The sequence below is a fragment of the Idiomarina sp. UBA4520 genome (assembly GCF_002388365.1).
Taxonomy (GTDB): domain Bacteria; phylum Pseudomonadota; class Gammaproteobacteria; order Enterobacterales; family Alteromonadaceae; genus Idiomarina; species Idiomarina zobellii.
Genome location: NZ_DGMK01000011.1, coordinates 314789 through 333394 on the forward strand (window position 1 = coordinate 314789; position 18606 = coordinate 333394).

Sequence of the window (18606 nt, forward strand, 5' to 3'; positions counted from 1 at the left end):
AGGTAATATTCAAGAATAACGAATAAAAATGGATCTTGATGCCAAACTCTTATTTTGACCAATTAATTGAACAGTTGAAACCCGTTGTTTACGATTCCGATTTCGACACCATATTCCAGTCTCTGACTAAAGAGCTGGACGGGCCAACTCGTTTCAAACTAAAAATGGAGCTTAACCGACTCGCCGCTCCTTGTCGTCGAACGGTTGACTTACGGAATCAAGTCGATGACGCATGCTTTCCTTATGAGCATCAGGGTCGCAGGCATCAGCTCGACAGCGTTGCTATAGAAATTTTTGAGAAAGGCTTAGACACCTATAAAGGCGTCTTCACTCAGGACACGTTTGAGCAAATTCTTGATGCCGATAACCAACTCCGCCGGGCTCAGGAAGAAGAGCGCGCTTACGCACAAAGTCTCGCTTCTCAAAATGCCGAACCAGTGAGCGGCCAGTCACCTTTTAGAACAGAATCTAATGAGCCTTATTCCTACCTAGTGGAGACCTTTAACTTCGGTCGTTATCCATACCGCTCAGAAGAGCGCATGAATTTTACCATAGATGTACTTTTAACCGATGACGCAGAGCAGGAATTCAAAGGTATAACCGCCGATATATCCATTACCGGTATGCGCGTAAGGCTCGACGAATCAAGAGACATAACCGAACAAGACAAGGTTGAATTATCTTTTATTGGTTTAGCCAAAGAGTTTACCGTCGACCCGGGAATGCGCATTCCTTATATTGTTGTTGGCGTACAACACATTGATGGAAAACAGTACATTAATTTAAGCCGCGAATCAGAGTTTCGCTCCGACGAACTTGATAGCTTTTTCCAGCGTTTCATCAACGGCTACAAAAAACGCTACCGCGTTAATATTGATAACACCTACGACAGTGTCATTAGTAAAGGGCATGAGCAATTCTTCTTGCCAAGAACGCGTCAGTTACCGGTTTACTTTTCAGAAGCGAATAAACGGCTAATTGCGGATTATGTATTAACCACAGACAACAACCGTTTTATTTTAGACACCTGGTTAAATGAGCTGAACCAAATTAGTTTCGGCTCGATATTTAATGTTCGGCGGAGCCAGCAAATTCTCGAGCAAATAGAGACCCAGGGGACTGCACAAATTATCGTCCTGAGTTTTTCAATAACAGCTCGCGGCAAAATCTATCACTACTCGGCCACCGCTGATGAATTAAAGCGCTCCGGCCTTTGGGATACTTACATTGCCTTTGGCCGTCAAAAAGCCTCTTGGCGAGTACTCCAGATTGATATTCGCCGCAGTGACAGTAAGCGGGCATGGCAGCCACAAGCTGTTCCTGAGCATATAAAAGTGCCGTTTCGCATAAATCCGCCTTCAGCAGAAGTGAAGCAAGCGGTGAAACCACTGAAGTATTTGGCCGCGGTTTCAGACGTCACATCCAGTGTTTCCGGTTTAACAACGGTCGAGCTTAATAAAGCTGAGCTGCCGTCAATAAAGGCGTTCGCACATCCACCCGCTGTGCCGTTACGAACCAAAGAAGCCCGTCTGGAGTTCGTTAATCTGCGCAAAGAAAGACGTTTCAATTATCGCAGCCGCTGCCGCGTCAAAGCAGGCAAGTTTGTCAGGGACGCAATGGTTATCGACCTTTCCATTAGTGGCTTACAGGTACAAATGGATAACCCGGCGAACATCAATGCGGGCGATACGGTTTATATCTCCATGACGGGCTTCTTGAAAACCTATAAAAAAGCCAAACTCAATGAACTGCCGTACATTGTTGCTTCAACAGACCGGGCGGGGACGACCTTACGGCTGAAAGCGGATACAACGGCAGAGCCACACCAAGGCTCAGATTTTATTCGTTTTCTTATCCGCGAGCAGCGAGACGTACTGAAGCTTCAAGTCGAGAATACATCCGTTAATGGACTCCCTCTGTGCTTAAGAAACCTTTACTGTGAAGCGCCAGCAGCAATACCCATATTCTTTAACCGTTCAAAACAGAAACAGTTATCTGCGCGTCGGGCTGGTATGCCTCAATGGACGTCAGGTTGGTTACGCATGCTGCAGAAGTTACCGGGTAGTCGAGACGCCATTATTAACTTACAACCCCTGCTGCGTGGAAACGCTGTAGCTGATACTCTTGAGCCCAAACTCAAGTCTATGGAGAGAGATGCCTTCCCAGAGTCTCTTCTGCTCCTGATCCGGCTCTATCGTCAAAATGGTGAATACATTGTTCAGACGCAGTGGTGCGCAACAGATGCCTCCGACGACATCCACGGATTTATTGACCAGTGCCTGCCGAATTCGGTATTCCGTGCCATTACTGTCAATTTATCAAGAGCCGGCAAACCGGACATCCAGTTTATTCAAGCCGAATTGGCTTATATGAGCCACTACGCCGCTTATAAAGCTGAAGATCTGGAAGAAGAGCTGTGGAAAATTTTCGGTGTTGCCGAGACTATCGATATCACCTCAAGTTTACTCAATTTCGTGCTAGACGATACCATGTCAGTTAACGAGCAAGAGCAACGACTAACCGCATGGTTAGAGAAGCTTTGAGTGACTTAAACAGGTAAGAACCTGACGCAGGTCAGGTTCTTCGATGCAATAATCCGCAATACGCTTAAGTGACGGTTTAGCGCAATAAGCAATACCAACCGCTGCGTTTTCCAGCATCATTGCATCATTAGCGCCGTCACCAACAGCGACCGTCTTCGACATAGGAATGCCCCATTGATTGGCTAAATCCTGAAGCGACTGGGCTTTAATTTTTGCATCAACAATGTCACCTACTACGCGCCCCGTTAGCTGTCCGTCCTTCACTTCTAACTGATTAGCCACCACAGCGTCGGCCTGCAGTTCACTAGCCAATCTGTCGGCAAACCAGGTGAATCCGCCTGATACTATAGCTCGCCGCCAACCTTTTTCTTTTAATTCGGCAAACAATTCTTGCGCGCCAGGATGCAAGGGAATGGGGTTAAATAAGCGCTGCAGTGAAGACTCACTAACGCCCTGGAGGCAGGCGACACGCTGACGCAGCGACTCACTAAAGTCGATTTTTCCCTCCATGGCGGCTTTTGTTATTTCCGCAACTTTAGTATAACAGTCATTGAGTCGAGCAATTTCATCGATACACTCAATACCAATTAAGGTAGAATCCATATCGAAAACGATTAAACCAGACGGATACTTCATGAACCAAAAACTCCTGAACCTGTTTTATGCGTACTCAACAAACTAATCTCTGGCAGCCACTAAAAAGTTGGTTGCTGCAAGATAAGACTCGCGCTTTTATGCACATCGCGACCAAACGTGCTTTGCGACTTGGTGCTGCGGCAGGTTTGTTATTTATTATTATGAACGTCTGGAATATTGCCAGTGTTCAGTCACAGCAGCAACTTTTTAACCAAACCCAGTCAATAACCGAGCTGCTGATGAAGCAGGTTGAGCATGAAGCGCATTACTGGGTTGAACAACAGGAAACCGACAAGCTACAACAGCTTGTGGAGTATATCACCGACCAACCTCATGTGTTGTCTGCGGTTATTCGCGACCGTTTTGGTGAGGATATCGTCACCGCCGGAGAGGCGACTTCTATTATTGATTGGCCCACAGCCAGTTTAGAAGCAGATCCCTGGATACTGGTTGAAGAAATTAACGAAGAGCAAAATATCAGTGGTTATATTCAAATCGTGTTTGATAAAAACACCTTGTTAGCCCAAAGCAGACAAGCGCACGATGGATTATCACAACAGGGGAAAGTCTTACTCTTGCTCGCTATGTTAGCTGGTGTTTTCATTATGCTGGGCTTCAACCGAATACGCGACCGATACTGGCAGAAATAGGCGTTACTTTAGGTATTATCTAAAAAGCGCAACACTATTCTGCCAAAGCTGCGAAGCCAGCTCTTCTTCACTCGTGTTTCTTAATTTGGCTAAGGCTTCTAAAACCAGTGGCATTCGAGAGGGCTCATTCCTCTCCCCCTGATACCCAGATACCGGCATATCGGGCGAATCCGTCTCAAGCACTAGGCTTTCTATCGGTACTTCTTTTATTGCCTGACGTGTTTTTTGAGCACGCTCGTAAGTAATCACTCCGCCCACTCCAAGCTTGTAACCTTGTTCAACAAACTTCATAGCCTGTTGATGACTGCCACTAAAGGCATGGATAACGCCATTTTCCGGCCCATATTTTTTAATATCTGCGTGGGTGCGATCCAGTGTTTTTCTGTGGTGAATAATAACGGGAAGTTTAAAGCACTTCGCCAGCTCTAATTGACGAATGAAAAGACGGTGTTGTTTGTCGAAATTTGGACAGGTTCTATCAAGTCCTATTTCACCAACGGCTCTGACTTTTCCTTGTTGTTTTTCCAGCTGACGTTCAAGCTCTTCCACATCGCTGTCTTTATGCTCATCGATAAACCATGGGTGTAACCCCAGCGCATAATACCAGCAGGAGTACTCACTCGCTAAAGGTACTAATTTATCCCACTGGTTGCGTGTTACGCCCGGCACCATAAACCGCTCTATACCTGCTTCTCTCGCTCTTTTCAGCACTGCCCCTCTATCCTTATCAAAGGCTTCAAAGTCGAGGTGACAGTGCGTATCAAAGAGATGCATAAAAGGTTAATGCTCTCGCGTATGTGTAAAGGTAATATCTGGGTAACGCTCTTCAGCCAAACTTAAGTTAACCATAGTCGGCGCTATGTAAGTTAAGTTATCACCGCCATCTAACGCCAGGTTCGACTCCGCTTTACGGCGGAATTCGTCCAGTTTTTTCTCGTCTTTCGACATGACCCAACGCGCCGTAGCGACATTGATGTTTTCGTAAATAGCTTCCACTTTGTATTCCGTTTTCAAACGGTGTACCACCACATCAAACTGCAACACACCAACCGCCCCAACAATAAGGTCGTTGCTAATAAGCGGTCGGAATACCTGCACGGCGCCTTCTTCTGAGAGCTGAACAAGGCCTTTTAACAGCTGTTTTTGTTTAAGCGGATCTTTCAAGCGAATACGGCGGAACAGTTCAGGTGCAAAGTTTGGAATACCGCTAAACTTGAACTCTTCACCGGCGGTGAAAGTGTCGCCTATTTGAATCGTCCCGTGGTTATGCAGACCAATAATATCGCCCGGGTAAGCTTCTTCAACATGCGATCGGTCGCCCGCCAGGAACGTCAGAGCATCGCTAATTCGGACATCTTTGCCGGTGCGTACTTGCCGCATTTTCATGCCTTTTTCATATTTACCCGAAACGATTCGCAAAAACGCCACCCGGTCTCGATGTTTAGGGTCCATATTCGCCTGGATTTTAAAAATAAACCCTGAAAAGTTTTTATTATCAGCCTCGACAAAGCTACCTTCATCTGTCTCGCGCGATTGCGGCTTAGGCGCCCAATCAACAAGGCCATCAAGCATATGGTCAACACCAAAGTTACCTAACGCGGTTCCGAAAAAGACAGGCGTCAATTCGCCCGCCAGGAACATCTCTAAGTCAAACGGGTTCGACGCGCCCTCGACCAACTCGATTTGCTCACGCAGCTCTTCAGCCCACACGCCAAGACGCTCATCAAGTTCAGGGTTGTCCAGGCCTTTGATAATATCCTCTTCCTGAATACGGTGCCCTTGCCCGGTCTTGTACAGAATGACTTCGTCACGCAGTAAATGGTAAACGCCCTTGAAGTTTTTCCCCGAGCCAATTGGCCAGGTGATAGGCGCACACATTATTTTCAGAACGTCTTCCACTTCATCCAATAGTTCAAGTGGGTCACGAATATCGCGGTCAAGCTTATTCATAAACGTCAAAATAGGCGTGTCTCTCAGACGCGTCACTTCCATCAGTTTAATGGTTCTGTCTTCGACACCTTTCGCACCGTCGATAACCATTAAACAAGAATCTACCGCCGTTAACGTGCGGTAAGTATCCTCGGAGAAGTCTGCGTGCCCCGGGGTATCAAGAAGATTGACCAGCGCCTCGTTATACGGAAACTGCATAACCGATGTGGTGACGGAAATACCCCGCTCCTGCTCCATTTCCATCCAATCTGATTTTGCGTGCTGTCCGGACTTCTTCCCCTTTACCGTCCCCGCTTTTTGAATTTGGTGCCCGTGTAAAAGCACTTTTTCAGTAATGGTCGTTTTACCAGCATCAGGGTGAGAGATAATCGCGAATGTACGTCTTTTTTCAACTTCTTCATGTAACTTTGCGTCAGACATTAACAGCACTCAATTTCGGTTATTAATTAATTGGCCTTATTTTCGCTTATCTGCTGCCGATACACAAATTAAGGATGACTAACACCGACTTAATAAGATTCCACAAATGTCTAACAGATAAGTTGTTTAGCTTGTACTAAAATAGACAAGTTAACGTCATGACCAAGGCTACGAAACTATGAGATTGACCATTAAAGCTAAAGTGTTCTCTCTGGCACTCATTCCACCACTGCTGATTGCAGTTTTCCTTACTTGGTACAACTTGTCGCAATCGACACAAGTTGCTCAGAACGCAGTGTCAGACTTTAAGTCGCAAATGGAAACAGACGCCCGGGAGGAAGTCCGTAACTATCTGCAATTGGCCATGAGCTCAATTGAACATTTGGTTGCAGATGACTCTTTAGGCTCTTTACAAGAGCGCCAAGAGCGCGCGAAACAAATTTTGCGCCAGCTTCGCTTCGATGATTCCGGCGACGTCGGTTACGTCTTTGTTTATGACGATGAAGGAAATAGCATCGCGCACGGTGTTAACCAATCTCTGGAAGGGAAGAACTTATACAACTTTAAAGATCCAAACGGCGTTCTCCTCATTCGTGAGCTTATTGAGGCCGCAGAAAGTGGCGGAGGCTTTGTTGAGTATGACTGGGAAAATACCAAAGGCCAGGTGAACCCCAAATTAGGTTACGCTGATATGCTTTCAGAGTGGGGCTGGGTTGTTGGTACCGGCTTTTGGACAGCGGGTTTACAAGAGCAAACGCAAGTTATCGAAGGTAACGTTGACGATGCCCTGGCAGAGTCGGCCGCAAGCACCATCATCGCATCTATTATTGTGCTGCTTATCATAGCCGCCCTCGCCCTGTTTGTCGTAAAAGGAATTACAAAACCATTGAAACGTGCATTAGATGCCATGGATCAAATTGCTAAGGGCGATGGCGATCTAACCCAACGCTTAGATACAGACAGCAATGACGAAATGTCTGAACTCGGACACGCATTTAATAACTTTGCCGACCAAGTCTCCGATATGGTGACTAACATAAGAGCATCGGCAACGTCTGTTACTCACTCGACTCAGCGTTTAGACGGTGTACTTACCGAAGCGCGTAATGGGGTTAACGAGCAGCAGGAAGAAAGCGAGCAAATTGCGACCGCTATTAATGAGCTTGCGACAGCGTCACAGGAAGTTGCCCGCAGCGCAAGTGAAGCCTCAAGCGCGGCTGAACAAGCAGAAGAGCTTGTGCACTCGGCTAACCATCTGTTAACTAAGGCCGTTAATGTCATCCATGGTCTTGCTGAAAAAGTGGAAGATGGCTCGTCTGAAGTGGAAAAATTGAATGCGCACTCTGCTGAAATTGGCTCAGTACTGGATGTTATCCGTGCCATTGCCGAACAAACAAACTTATTGGCGTTAAACGCCGCTATTGAGTCTGCCCGTGCGGGTGAAGCGGGACGCGGTTTCGCTGTTGTTGCTGACGAAGTTCGTACACTGGCAAAACGAACACAAGACAGTACTCACGAAATCGAAAGCATGATTGAACAGCTACAAAGTGGCAGTAAACAGGTATCAGAGGTTATGTCTGCTATTAAAAAAGGCAGCGAAACCAGTGTTGCTGAAGCAGCCGAAGTCGAAACAGCGCTGGCTCAAGTGTTGGAAGCAGTGAACACTATCAATAGCCAAAATGCTCAAATCGCGACGGCAGCGGAAGAACAAACCTCTGTGTCTGAAGCCATTAATGAAAACATGACAAAGATTGTCGATATCGCTAAGCAGACTGCCAACGGCACTCAGCAAGCGGGTGAGCATATGCGCGAGCTTACGGACACAGCTCACCAACTCGAAGACAATGTAAAACGCTATCGCATTGACTAAATGTCGATAGCCTGACCTTCATCCATTGGCGTGAGTTGAAACCAACGGCAGAGCGTTTGACCTAAATCGGCAAAGCTCTGTCGTTCGCCATGATTCTTTGGCTCGATCTTGTTCCCCGATAGCAACAATGGAACATATTCTCGGGTATGGTCGCTACCCGGCCAAGTTGGGTCACAGCCATGATCAGCCGTTAGCACAAGCAAGTCATCTTCTTTCATGGCACTGATGACTTTTGGCAACCAAAGGTCAAAACGCTCAAGCTCTTCGGCGTAGCCCTCTGCGTTGCGTCGATGCCCATATAGCGTGTCAAAGTCGACCAAGTTCGTAAAAACAAGACTTTTATCTGCGGCGGTGTTCATTGCCTTTAAGGTTTCGTCCATTAGCTCAGCAAGATCTTTACCTTTAAACGACTGACTAATACCACTGTGCGCAAAGATATCGGAAATTTTGCCAATACCAATCACCTGACCACCGGCATTTTCTAATTTGTTTAATACCGTCGGCTTTGGTGGCAGCACCGAATAGTCTTTCCGGTTAGCTGTTCTGAAAAAATCTTCAGGTGTTTCGCCGACAAAGGGCCGCGCAATAACACGGCCAATGTTGTATTCGTCCAGCAGCTCTCTTACTTGCTCACAGAGCTTATAGAGCCGCTCAAGCCCAAAATGCTGTTCATGAGCCGCTATTTGAAAAACCGAATCTGCAGAGGTGTAAAATATTGGCGCCCCGGTTTCAATGTGCTTTTGTCCCAGTCGCTGAATAATTTCGGTACCGGACGCATGACAGTTACCTAAACTAGGTGGAGTACCCGCCTGTTTTTGAATTTTTTCCAGTAACTCCTGCGGAAAGCTGTCCTGTTTATTGGTGAAATAGCCCCAGTCGAAGTGCACCGGCACGCCCATCAGTTCCCAATGACCCGACGGTGTATCTTTACCAGATGATACCTCCGCAGCCCAGGCATAGGCTCCATCGGTCTGACACTCTGTTATACCATCAGCATAGTGCCCAACAGCGCCTCTATGAGCTTCGCCCAGTCCCAGCGTCAGAAGATTCGGTATGTTTATCGCATTACCGGACTTTTTGCGCTCCGCAGCGATATGCCCGAACGTGTCGGCTCCTGAGTCATCAAATTTATCAGCGTCAGGAGCAGCACCAATACCTAACGAGTCTAAGACAATAACAATTGCTCGCGCCATAACGTTACCTTGCTAACCGTTCGTATATCACAGGATTAAGGATAGGCGCCGCTTCAGCACAGGTTATTGCGGACAAGAACATCTCTCGTGCCGTATCCACTTTATCTCTGTCATTACCACAGACCCACGCAACCGGCTGCTGCTTATTCAGCTGAGTTCCAAGTGGGCTTATATGTTTAAAGCCAACACTTAAGTCCAGTTTATCATCAGCTTTGCGGCGACCACCGCCCAACTGCACAACCGCCATACCTATTGACTGAGTATTGTATTCACTAAGATACATTCCTAATTGCTCGTCAGCCGGATAGATAGGCTCAATAATGGTAGCTGCGGATAAATAATGCGCTGGTCTTTCAATGAAGTCAGCCGGCCCATTCAGCAGACGAACCATTTCGCCAAACCGCTCGGCAGCGCTGCCACTGTCTAATGCTTTACTTACCCGCAGCCTGGCTTCTTCTCGCTCTTTCGCCAGGCCTCCGGACAATAATGATTCAACAGCCAGTGACTCAGTTACCTCATGAAGACGCGTATCACGATGCTTGCCGGTTAAGTAGTCAACCGCCAATGTCACTTCCAGCGCATTACCGGCCGCCGACGCTAACGGCTCATTCATGTCAGTCACCAAAGCGGATGTAGACACTCCGAGTTGCCCACCTACCTCGACAATTTTCCGGGCCAGCTCTAGTGACTTTTCATGAGAGGGCATAAAGGCGCCATTACCGGACTTAACATCCATAACCAGGCCATCCAGCCCTTCGGCAAGTTTCTTCGATAAAATCGACGCTGTAATTAACGGAATGGATTCAACAGTTGCCGTGATATCCCGCGTTGCATAAAACCGCCTGTCGGCCGGTGCCAGGTTGCTGGTTTGGCCTATAATAGCCACACCGGCTTGCTTTACGACTTTCTTAAAGGTTGCATTGTCGGGTGTCGAACAATAACCCGGAATAGAATCAAGCTTATCCAGAGTCCCGCCGGTATGCCCCAAGCCTCGCCCTGAGATCATCGGCACATAACCACCACAGGCTGCAATAATAGGTCCAAGCATCAAACTTACGACATCGCCAACACCACCCGTGGAATGCTTATCCAAAATGGGGCCATCAAACTCTGACTTAGGCCAGCTTAGGACATCTCCCGAGTCGCGCATGGCTTTAGTCAGGTTAAGTGTTTCATTGGCAGTCATACCATTAAAATAAATAGCCATTGCGAGGGCGGCGATTTGTCCCTCGCTCACACTCTCATCACAAATACCATTGACGAAATGGTGAATCTCTTCCTGAGTTAACGGAAGAGCATCACGCTTTTTGCGAATACTATCTTGCGCCAAAAACATAATCAGCGGTTATCCAAAATGCTCTGTACGTCTTTCAACAAACTGCTTGCGCCAATTCGGAAGTGCTCAGGAGTCACCCAGTCCTTACCAAGAATTTCCTCGGCCAGGTTAATATATTGCATAGCTTCTTCTACCGTGCGAATACCGCCAGCCGCCTTAAACCCGCAGTCGCTGCCACTCGCTTTTATGACACCCAGCATTGTTTGAGCAGCTGATAACGTTGCGTTCGTTTCAACTTTGCCAGTCGATGTTTTAATGAAGTCTGCCCCATTAGCAATAGCAATTTCACTGGCCGCAACAATAGCATCCTGTGTTTTAAGCTCACCCGATTCAATAATGACTTTTAACGTCACTTCGTCACCGCATATATCTTTGCATTCACGAACTAACTCAGCAGGCGTACTCTCGTCCCCATTTAACAGCGCTCGATATGGCAAGACAACATCAATTTCGTGTGCCCCTGCCGCTATAGCTCGCTCAGTTTCCGAAACAGCTCTCTCAATATTTGTACTTCCGTCTGGAAAGTTAGTGACGGTTGCGATAGGAATGTTGAGGCTCTGCTCTTCGAAGTAAGTTTTCGCTGTCGCCACCCATTCCGGAAAAACACAAATAGCGGCTACCGACTGGCTACCAATTTCTACCTTCGTGCAGAGTGATTCAATAGTGGCTTTATCATCGTCATTGTTCAAAGACGTCAAATCGACATAGGATAATACCTGTAAAGCCTGTGCATGATTTTCCGATGGCATAAACTTCTCCTAATTCTGTTCGCTTTGCCACTTCATGACTAAAGCATCTTCGTAGCCATTATGGGTTTTGTAATAGTCGGAGCGCTTAGCCAGCTCGCTGAACCCATACGTTCGATATAAATTAATTGCAGTTGTATTGGACGCGCGTACTTCAAGAAATACTGACATTTTGTTCTGGTGCGCATAGTTTAAGGCATCTTTCATCAAGTAATGCGAAAACCCATGCCCTTGATGCTTTGGATCAACCGCTACATTAAAAATCGTCAACTCGTCCAGCACCTGCTGACAGATAATATAGCCTATCGTTTCTCCATCAATTGTGAGCCGCCGATTGTAATAAGCCGGCCCCTGACTTTGGCTGAAAACTGAAAAGCTCCATGGGTGTTCATGAGCTCGCCGTTCAACCTCATAGCACGCCTTATCGGGCGTAAAGTTTCGAAGGGTTATTTCAGGCATGGCTTAAACTGCGCCACAGCTCTTTTTTAAATGTGGCTGTCGGTGTTTCATCAAACCAGTTGTCGTAATTAAAACATTTGTCAGAATTCTCTGCTGCTTTTACAGCGACTGGCCGTTCACCAACACACAAGCAAAAGTCCTTAAACCACTGAGGTAGCTCAACAGGTAACTGCGACTCTCCCACCAGATAGTAAGCCCCCATTTTGTAACAGTAATATTGGTTTTCTTTAGGTGTTTTTTCCCAAACAGGAATGTTCATAGCAGCCAGTGCTTGCAGCTGTTGAGAAGTCCACTGAGCATCCATAGGAGTTACCGTTTGACTAAGTTACCGAATAGAGATGAATGTAGTGTAATTGAGCAGGATAAAGAAGACTAGTAAAGAGTTGGCAGGGGCGGAGGGATTCGAACCCCCAACCGTCGGTTTTGGAGACCGCTGTTCTGCCAGTTGGAACTACGCCCCTAACTCTCGAGGGAAGGATTATACCGACAACAAGCCGTGGTACAAGTACTTATTGGCTCTTAGCCTGTTGTTTGCAGATAATTTAACCAGCAAGACTAATGCTCTACGTCGAACAGCTCTTCATGAACCAATTCAACAATCTCTTCCACCTTAAACTCATCGATTTGAAAGTGCTCTAAAACACCGTCCTGTACCGATTGCCACTCGTCCTGACCGGCCAGGCTTCGGGTGCGCAGGTCAATGGCATAGCGCGATATTTTCAAAATACCCAGCAAGTCTAAGGCTATGTTGGATAACTCACTCGAGGTTGAAAAAATAGAACTGTCATCAAACAAGTAATAGATAACTTCGACGACAATTTTTGGGAGCTTCCATTGCTGAGCAAGTAATGCACCCATAGTTGTGTGAGTCGTATTAAACTTACGCTGCTCTTGTTCAATAATTTCAGGCCATGGTTGGCTGCTTGAGGCGTTCAATAGCTCAGAGTACTCTTCATCAAATTCTGACAGCATGACAGGAATACCAGAGCTTTGAAATAAACCGAGCATGTATGCATGGTCTCTCAATTCAGGTTTACCGACGGCTTCTGAAACCATCACACAAGCACTTGCCACCCACTCGTTATAACGCCAAAACTCATTAAGATCATAGTCCGACTTAAGCGCGGACTTTAACGCTACCGCTTTTACAATAGGGAAAACTCGTCGAAAACCCAGCGTCATAACCGCCTGCTGGATAGAGTCTATTTCTTTTGCCCGCCGATAAGCTGCAGAATTCACCACTTGCAAAACCGCAGCGGCAATCCCCATATCCGAAGCAATGGCCTCAGCAATAACGGACACATCGGGCTCTTCTTTTTTGGCTTCACTACTAACAGTTAACAGAGTTTGCGGTCGTGGCGGTATACTCACTTTTTGTAATAACCGTTTCTCTGCTGTTGTAATTTCTATCGCCATAATGTCTCCAAGTTGAACCCGATGAGTGACACAGAGTCTCAAACAATGAGATTATGTTGCCACCTTTTTTATGGTAAAACACATCAATGCTTTACATTCGCTGTATTCTTATTGCTTGTAGCTTATTCGTTAGCTGTCTGACTTTTGCTTCCGTAGAAGTAAGAGTTTCGGGTGTCGACGGTAAAGCCTATGACAATGTCATGACGCTACTACAAATTGCCCGACTCAATAATAGCGAGAGCTACGCAGACTATCGAGTTCGGTATCTACACCGACAAGCCCCTGACGATATTCAAAAAGCATTGCGTCCTTATGGATATTATCAGGTTGAAGTGAATGCTCAACTAGAAAGTGTCGAGAGCGGTTGGGTTGCCTCGTATGAGGTAGTATTGAATGAGCCAGTACGCATAACGAAAAACAGTTGGATTATAAATGGCGATGCCTCAGATGATGATGTCTTCCTCGCCTTGTTAAAAAACAGTGACCTGAAAGAAAACCAGCGTTTTATTCACAGCCAGTATGAAGCACTAAAGTCTCGTTTTTTATCCTTAGCAAGCCGTCGCGGTTACCACGATGCGCATTTCAGTAAACACGATGTAGAAATTGATGTTGATAAAAACACCGCTAATATCGATGTTATTTTTGAATCAGGTCAACGTTATAAGTTCGGCTCGGTAACCTTCGAGCAAGACATTCTAAACGATGACCTGCTGCAACGCTTTGTGCCTTTCGAGCTGGGTGAGGGTTATACCAGCCAGGAACTGAGCAATTTACAAGTCGCACTGCTGGACAGTGGCTATTTTTCGCAAGTGCAGGTAAGTCCGAGATGGAATGACTCTGAAGAACACCATGTCCCGGTTGATGTTAAATCGACGGCAAACTATAGAAACCAATACCAATATGGCGTTGGTTATGGCACCGATACTGGCGCACGGGTTAGTGCAAGCCTGAATCGGCGCTGGGTCAACTCAGAGGGGCACCAACTGCGTGGTATGACGCAGGTCTCTCAAATTGAAAGTCGCATTGGTGCAAATTACATTATCCCGGGGAAAAAACCACAATCAGATTATTATCGTTTTAACGCCGAAGTCTCAGACAAAGACAATGAGGGTCAGGAGAACCGCTTATATAAACTGGGCGCATCCAGTGTGGTGACTATGAGTAAATGGCGCCATGAATTTGGTTTAAGCTGGCAGCGAGACGACTTTGAAATTGGTGAAACCATAGGCACCAGCCAGTTCCTAATTCCTCACTCAAGCTGGAATTATATGTCCGCAGATGGCCGTCTTAATATCGATAAAGGGTTTCGTTTTTATGCAACTCTAAAAGCGGCAAATGACGCTGTTTTATCTGATGCGAACATAGCAAGCTTAGAGTTAGGATTCAAAGCTGTTCTGCCTTTGACAGAGCGTTTCAGAGTGCTGACACGAGCGAATCTGGGGGCGACCTATATCGAGGACTTTAATGCGCTTCCTCCATCGCTGCGATTTTTTGCCGGTGGTGACCACAGTGTCCGCGGTTATGCTTATGAACAACTTGGCCCTGAAGATGATACCGGTACCGTTATCGGTGGACGTTATTTGGCCACTGCCAGTGCTGAAGTCGACTACCGGTTCAAAGAGAACTGGAGAGTCGCGCTTTTTACCGACATCGGCAATGCTATGATTGAGCCCAACGAAAAGTTAAAGCAGAGTGTTGGGTTTGGTATTCGCTGGATATCTCCCATCGGCTCTATTCGGCTCGACCTCGCTCAAGCCATTGATGAACCTGATAAACCCTGGCGCTTACACTTAACTTTAGGGCCTGACCTATGAGTATTTACCGTTGGTTGGCAAGCATAATACTAGGTGTATTTATTATACTGCCCACAATAGCCCTAGCGCTTTTGGGCACGGAAGTCGGCAGCCGTTGGGTTATAGAAAAATCTATTCATTACGTTCCTGTCGATATCAGTTATGAACAGTTTCAAGGCAAGCTGCTCAGTAATTTTAGTTTTAAGAGGCTAAATGTCGAATCAGAGTCATTTGCTTATAAAACAAAAGAATTAAAGGTTCATTGGCAACCCTTAACTCTACTGTCAGGCAGCATTACGGTAGAAAACATTGCCGGCCAGCAAAGTGAGATCCGACTTCGTCGCTCTGACGCTAGTTCAAGCGATGATGTGCGCCCTGTCTCTGTTGAAGATATACAAATAGAGTTACCACTCGCCATTGATATTAAAAAGCTAACACTGTCTGACAGTTTCTTCTTTCTGTTTGACGCTCCAGCGCAAATGCTTGATGTAACTCTTTCGATAAAAGCCCATACTAACGGAGTCGTTTCGCTAAGAAACTTTAGCGCCACGCACCAATACATGACGGCCTCCATAAGTGGTCAATCTTCGTTGTCGTATCCATTTAAAAGTTCGCTTACAAGCCAGATTCGGCTACATTCACCGGACTACCCAAAGCTGACAGTAGACAGTAGGTTTAAAGGAAATATAGAAAAAATTGTCGCTAACAATCACTTTACTGAGAGTATCAGTGGCTCAGTAGAGGCAACGGTTCTCGAGCCTTTAGAAGATCTAACATGGTCTTTTAGCAGCCAATGGAGTGACAATGACTTAACCCCGTGGTTAAACGCTCTTGGCGCGGGAAATATAAGCCTTGCCTTCAATGGAGCTATCGCAGGAGAGGGTGATGTGAAGCGAGCCTTAGTCTCTTCTGATCTATCCGTTGTCGTAAACCAGCAACCCGTTAAGGTAGCTGGCGAAGTATCTTATCAAGCGGACGCTATAAAGCTTCATGCACTTAAAGTCAGCTCAGATAGTGATATTAATGGTGATTTATTCGTTAACGGTGACATCTCACAGCTTACTTCAGAGCCAAGTTTTCAACTCACCACCCAATGGAGCGAGCTCTTCTATAAGCCGAACAACCTTCTTGCAAAAAATGGTGAGGTAGAAATAAAAGGATCACTAAACAACTTATCCATTCGTTTATCGAGTCATCTGTCTGGGGTGTTGCAAACACCGTTGAACTTAAACGCGAAAGCAACACTGAGTCAAAGCCAGCTACATGTCACGGAACTAGAGGTCAGTCAGGACCGTAATACCCTTCTTGCTGAAACGACCATCAAATGGGCGGATGATATTTCTTTAGCTGCCAACATCTCAGGCCTTTATAAAGGCAATGAAGTCACCAGCGATATTTCTATGCGTTACGCTGATCCTTACTTGTTTATTAACAAAATGGAAGGCCGTTGGGGTGAACAGTCATTTACCGTTAACGGGGCCCTAAGCCCAGGTCAGGCACTATACTGGGAGGTCCGGTCAAATCGATTAGATGATATATCGACACTAAGAGGTGCTGCTTTGGCTTCAGGAACTATTGAAGGCCAGTTGAATCAACCAAACTTTACAATGCACCTCGATACATTCGAGCTAAATCATCCTAACTATAGCAAGGTGTTTTTAACCGAACCGACTCAGGTTTCATTAAATTACGAGAACATGAGTTTTAGTCTAATGCCCACATGTCTCGGGTATAAAGGGTTAAAATCCCCGTTATGTGTTGAACTGGAAAAGACAAAAAACCTGTTGTCTTTCGACGCTAATGCGCAGTCAGTCCCATTAAATGTCATACAGGCACTTATAGCTCCTTCCGCGCCTTATAATTTAGCAGGGAAACTAACGCTTAATGTCGACGGTAAAGTGGATACCAATACGGCCGAACTAAGCCAATTAAATGCATCCATAAACGCAGACAACAGTACAGTCGGAGTCGCTGACGAAACAGTAACTCTGGATACGTTAAGTTTAAACGCTGAAACTAAAGAGCAGAGATTAGCCGTTTACTTAAAGGCTGCCGCTAAACAACAAGGACTTAATCTTGACGGTACTTTAAGAACTGATAATTTGTCATTAAACAGCAGTTTGTCCGGCACCGTTGTTCTTCGGTCTGAAACTCTGGAGCTTGCCAATTTATTAACTCCCCAATTAGATATTGGCGATGGTCAAGCGTCTGCAAACCTGCGTATTAGCGGAACCATTCCGTCTCCCCTTGCATCGGGAGACATTCAACTAAATGCCAACCAAGTAGTTGTACTTAAGTCCGGAACAATGATCAGTGACCTGACCGCAGCTTTAAACGCAAATGCTAACTCCGGTGAATTTGAAGTAAATGCCGCAGGACTCATCGGAGACGGCAACTTTTATATTGATGGCAAGCTAAATCTATTCAAACGCCGTGGAGAATTAGAAATTATTGGTGACGAGCTGCTTATTGTCGATACCTCAGATATTCTCATAGAAGCCTCCCCTAAAATACAAATCAGTATCGATAAGAACCTTGTCAGCCTTAGCGGGAACTTAAATATCCCGAAGGCACGAATAACACCGGTGGAGCTAAACCAAGCGGAAACAGAGTCAGCCGATGTTAGGCTAAAAAATGAAGAAAAGAAGGCATCGACATTCAAAACACAAACGGATTTAAGAGTTTCATTAGGAGAAGATGTTCGTGTTAAAGCTCTCGGTTTTTCTGGACAGTTAGAAGGAGGTCTTCGAATCACTCAACAGCCGAACTCCCCAGCCAAGGGGGCCGGAACAATTGGAGTTACAACCGGACAATATGAGATTTATGGACAAAAATTAACAGTCGAAAGAGGCGACTTGCTCTTTAATGACGTACCACTGAGCAACCCATCATTAAATCTGCGTGTTACAAGGGATATCTCTTCAACCGCTGGCGAGCAACGACCTCCTGATGAAATTGGAGCACGTGTCACAGGAAGTATAGAGCAACCCGAATTAGGCTTATTTTCGACCCCACCTTTACCGGATAGCACTATTCTTTCCTACTTGCTTTTCGGAAAACCGCCTGGCAGCCAAAGTGATGTAGATAACCTTGAACTCCAAGCCGCTTTATTAGTTGGCGGACGTAGTACAAAATTTTTAACTGAAGGACTAAAGGAAACATTCGACTTAGACGAAGTTTCTATCGACTCACAAACAAGCGATGTAAACGATACGTCTTTATATATAGGTAAACACTTATCTCCAGATCTCTATATTAAGTATGGAATAGGCTTAATTGAGCCCACCTCTACATTCATTCTCAGGTACAGCCTTTCCGACCAATTGATTTTTGAATCAATTTCTACGTCAGAGGGACAAGGTGGCGATCTTATCTACACGATAGAGAATTAATAACGAACATCCTGCGAGTAGCCTAATGCTATTGCATCAGGTGTGGTGGCTGTTCCGGGAGGACGGGCATAAAAAAAGCCCCCAGCATCAGCTGAGGGCTTCTTAGATTTGAAGTCTGGCGGTGTCCTACTTTACTCCGGGCTTCCTGCCCTCCGCCCTTCGGGCCGCACTAACGTGCATTCAAAATCGCTCCCGGCGATTT

14 protein-coding genes and 1 tRNA gene are annotated in these 18606 nt (G+C 46.1%); 5 read left to right on the forward strand and 10 right to left on the reverse strand.

Going from position 1 to position 18606, the window contains the following annotated elements; translation table 11 throughout:
• The first annotated feature begins 38 nt into the window (after positions 1-38).
• On the forward strand, positions 39-2543 hold the full coding sequence (locus B3850_RS05245; protein WP_286875093.1) for a PilZ domain-containing protein: 2505 nt from the start codon (positions 39-41) through the stop codon (positions 2541-2543).
• On the opposite strand, the gene serB is transcribed toward B3850_RS05245, so the two are convergent.
• The gene (serB, locus tag B3850_RS05250) at positions 2529-3179 is read right to left on the reverse strand and encodes a phosphoserine phosphatase SerB (protein ID WP_286875091.1); all 651 of its coding nucleotides are present in this window, start codon (positions 3177-3179) and stop codon (positions 2529-2531) included. The two genes, B3850_RS05245 and serB, sit on opposite strands and share 15 nt — an antisense overlap.
• A 26-nt stretch (positions 3180-3205) precedes the next feature.
• Between serB and B3850_RS05255 the strand changes: the two genes are divergently transcribed.
• On the forward strand, positions 3206-3829 hold the full coding sequence (locus B3850_RS05255; RefSeq protein WP_286875089.1) for a YtjB family periplasmic protein: 624 nt from the start codon (positions 3206-3208) through the stop codon (positions 3827-3829).
• Between the two features lie 15 nt (positions 3830-3844).
• Here B3850_RS05255 and B3850_RS05260 read toward each other — a convergent pair whose 3' ends face one another.
• Together B3850_RS05260 and prfC are read right to left on the reverse strand one after the other, a co-directional pair.
• Positions 3845-4603, reverse strand: coding sequence for a TatD family hydrolase (locus B3850_RS05260; protein ID WP_286875087.1), 759 nt, complete (start codon positions 4601-4603; stop codon positions 3845-3847).
• 6 nt (positions 4604-4609) lie between these two features.
• Positions 4610-6199 (reverse strand): peptide chain release factor 3, encoded by a 1590-nt coding sequence (gene prfC, locus B3850_RS05265; protein WP_053952623.1) that lies wholly within the window; start codon positions 6197-6199, stop codon positions 4610-4612.
• A gap of 178 nt (positions 6200-6377) precedes the next feature.
• On the opposite strand from prfC, the gene B3850_RS05270 reads away from it, so the two are divergent.
• Positions 6378-8069 carry a methyl-accepting chemotaxis protein gene (locus B3850_RS05270; protein WP_286875084.1) on the forward strand — a complete coding sequence of 564 codons (1692 nt, stop codon included), beginning with the start codon at positions 6378-6380 and terminating at the stop codon, positions 8067-8069.
• Here the strand turns inward: B3850_RS05270 and B3850_RS05275 are convergent.
• The 7 genes from B3850_RS05275 to B3850_RS05305 all read right to left on the reverse strand — a co-directional run bounded on the left by B3850_RS05275 (position 8066) and on the right by B3850_RS05305 (position 13219).
• The gene (locus B3850_RS05275) at positions 8066-9262 is read right to left on the reverse strand and encodes a phosphopentomutase (protein ID WP_286875082.1); all 1197 of its coding nucleotides are present in this window, start codon (positions 9260-9262) and stop codon (positions 8066-8068) included. The genes B3850_RS05270 and B3850_RS05275 overlap by 4 nt on opposite strands.
• Positions 9263-9266: 4 nt before the next feature.
• The gene (gene deoA, locus B3850_RS05280) at positions 9267-10598 is read right to left on the reverse strand and encodes a thymidine phosphorylase (protein WP_286911487.1); all 1332 of its coding nucleotides are present in this window, start codon (positions 10596-10598) and stop codon (positions 9267-9269) included.
• 2 nt (positions 10599-10600) lie between these two features.
• Entirely contained in the window at positions 10601-11347 is a 747-nt protein-coding gene (gene deoC / locus B3850_RS05285) for a deoxyribose-phosphate aldolase (protein WP_286875079.1), read from the reverse strand.
• 9 nt (positions 11348-11356) lie between these two features.
• Positions 11357-11803: a ribosomal protein S18-alanine N-acetyltransferase gene (gene rimI, locus B3850_RS05290; RefSeq protein WP_053952628.1), complete on the reverse strand. Its 447-nt coding sequence runs from the start codon at positions 11801-11803 to the stop codon at positions 11357-11359.
• Positions 11796-12107 carry a hypothetical protein gene (locus B3850_RS05295; RefSeq protein ID WP_053952629.1) on the reverse strand — a complete coding sequence of 104 codons (312 nt, stop codon included), beginning with the start codon at positions 12105-12107 and terminating at the stop codon, positions 11796-11798. The genes rimI and B3850_RS05295 overlap by 8 nt, the downstream gene beginning before the upstream one ends.
• Before the next feature lie 80 nt (positions 12108-12187).
• Positions 12188-12264, reverse strand: a tRNA-Trp gene (locus tag B3850_RS05300).
• Between the two features lie 94 nt (positions 12265-12358).
• Positions 12359-13219, reverse strand: coding sequence for an HDOD domain-containing protein (locus tag B3850_RS05305; protein ID WP_286875699.1), 861 nt, complete (start codon positions 13217-13219; stop codon positions 12359-12361).
• An 86-nt stretch (positions 13220-13305) separates the two neighbouring features.
• On the opposite strand from B3850_RS05305, the gene B3850_RS05310 reads away from it, so the two are divergent.
• On the forward strand, positions 13306-15033 hold the full coding sequence (locus B3850_RS05310; RefSeq protein WP_286911488.1) for an autotransporter assembly complex protein TamA: 1728 nt from the start codon (positions 13306-13308) through the stop codon (positions 15031-15033).
• Positions 15030-18404 carry a translocation/assembly module TamB domain-containing protein gene (locus tag B3850_RS05315; RefSeq protein ID WP_286875694.1) on the forward strand — a complete coding sequence of 1125 codons (3375 nt, stop codon included), beginning with the start codon at positions 15030-15032 and terminating at the stop codon, positions 18402-18404. The genes B3850_RS05310 and B3850_RS05315 overlap by 4 nt, the downstream gene beginning before the upstream one ends.
• The last annotated feature ends 202 nt before the right edge of the window (positions 18405-18606 follow it).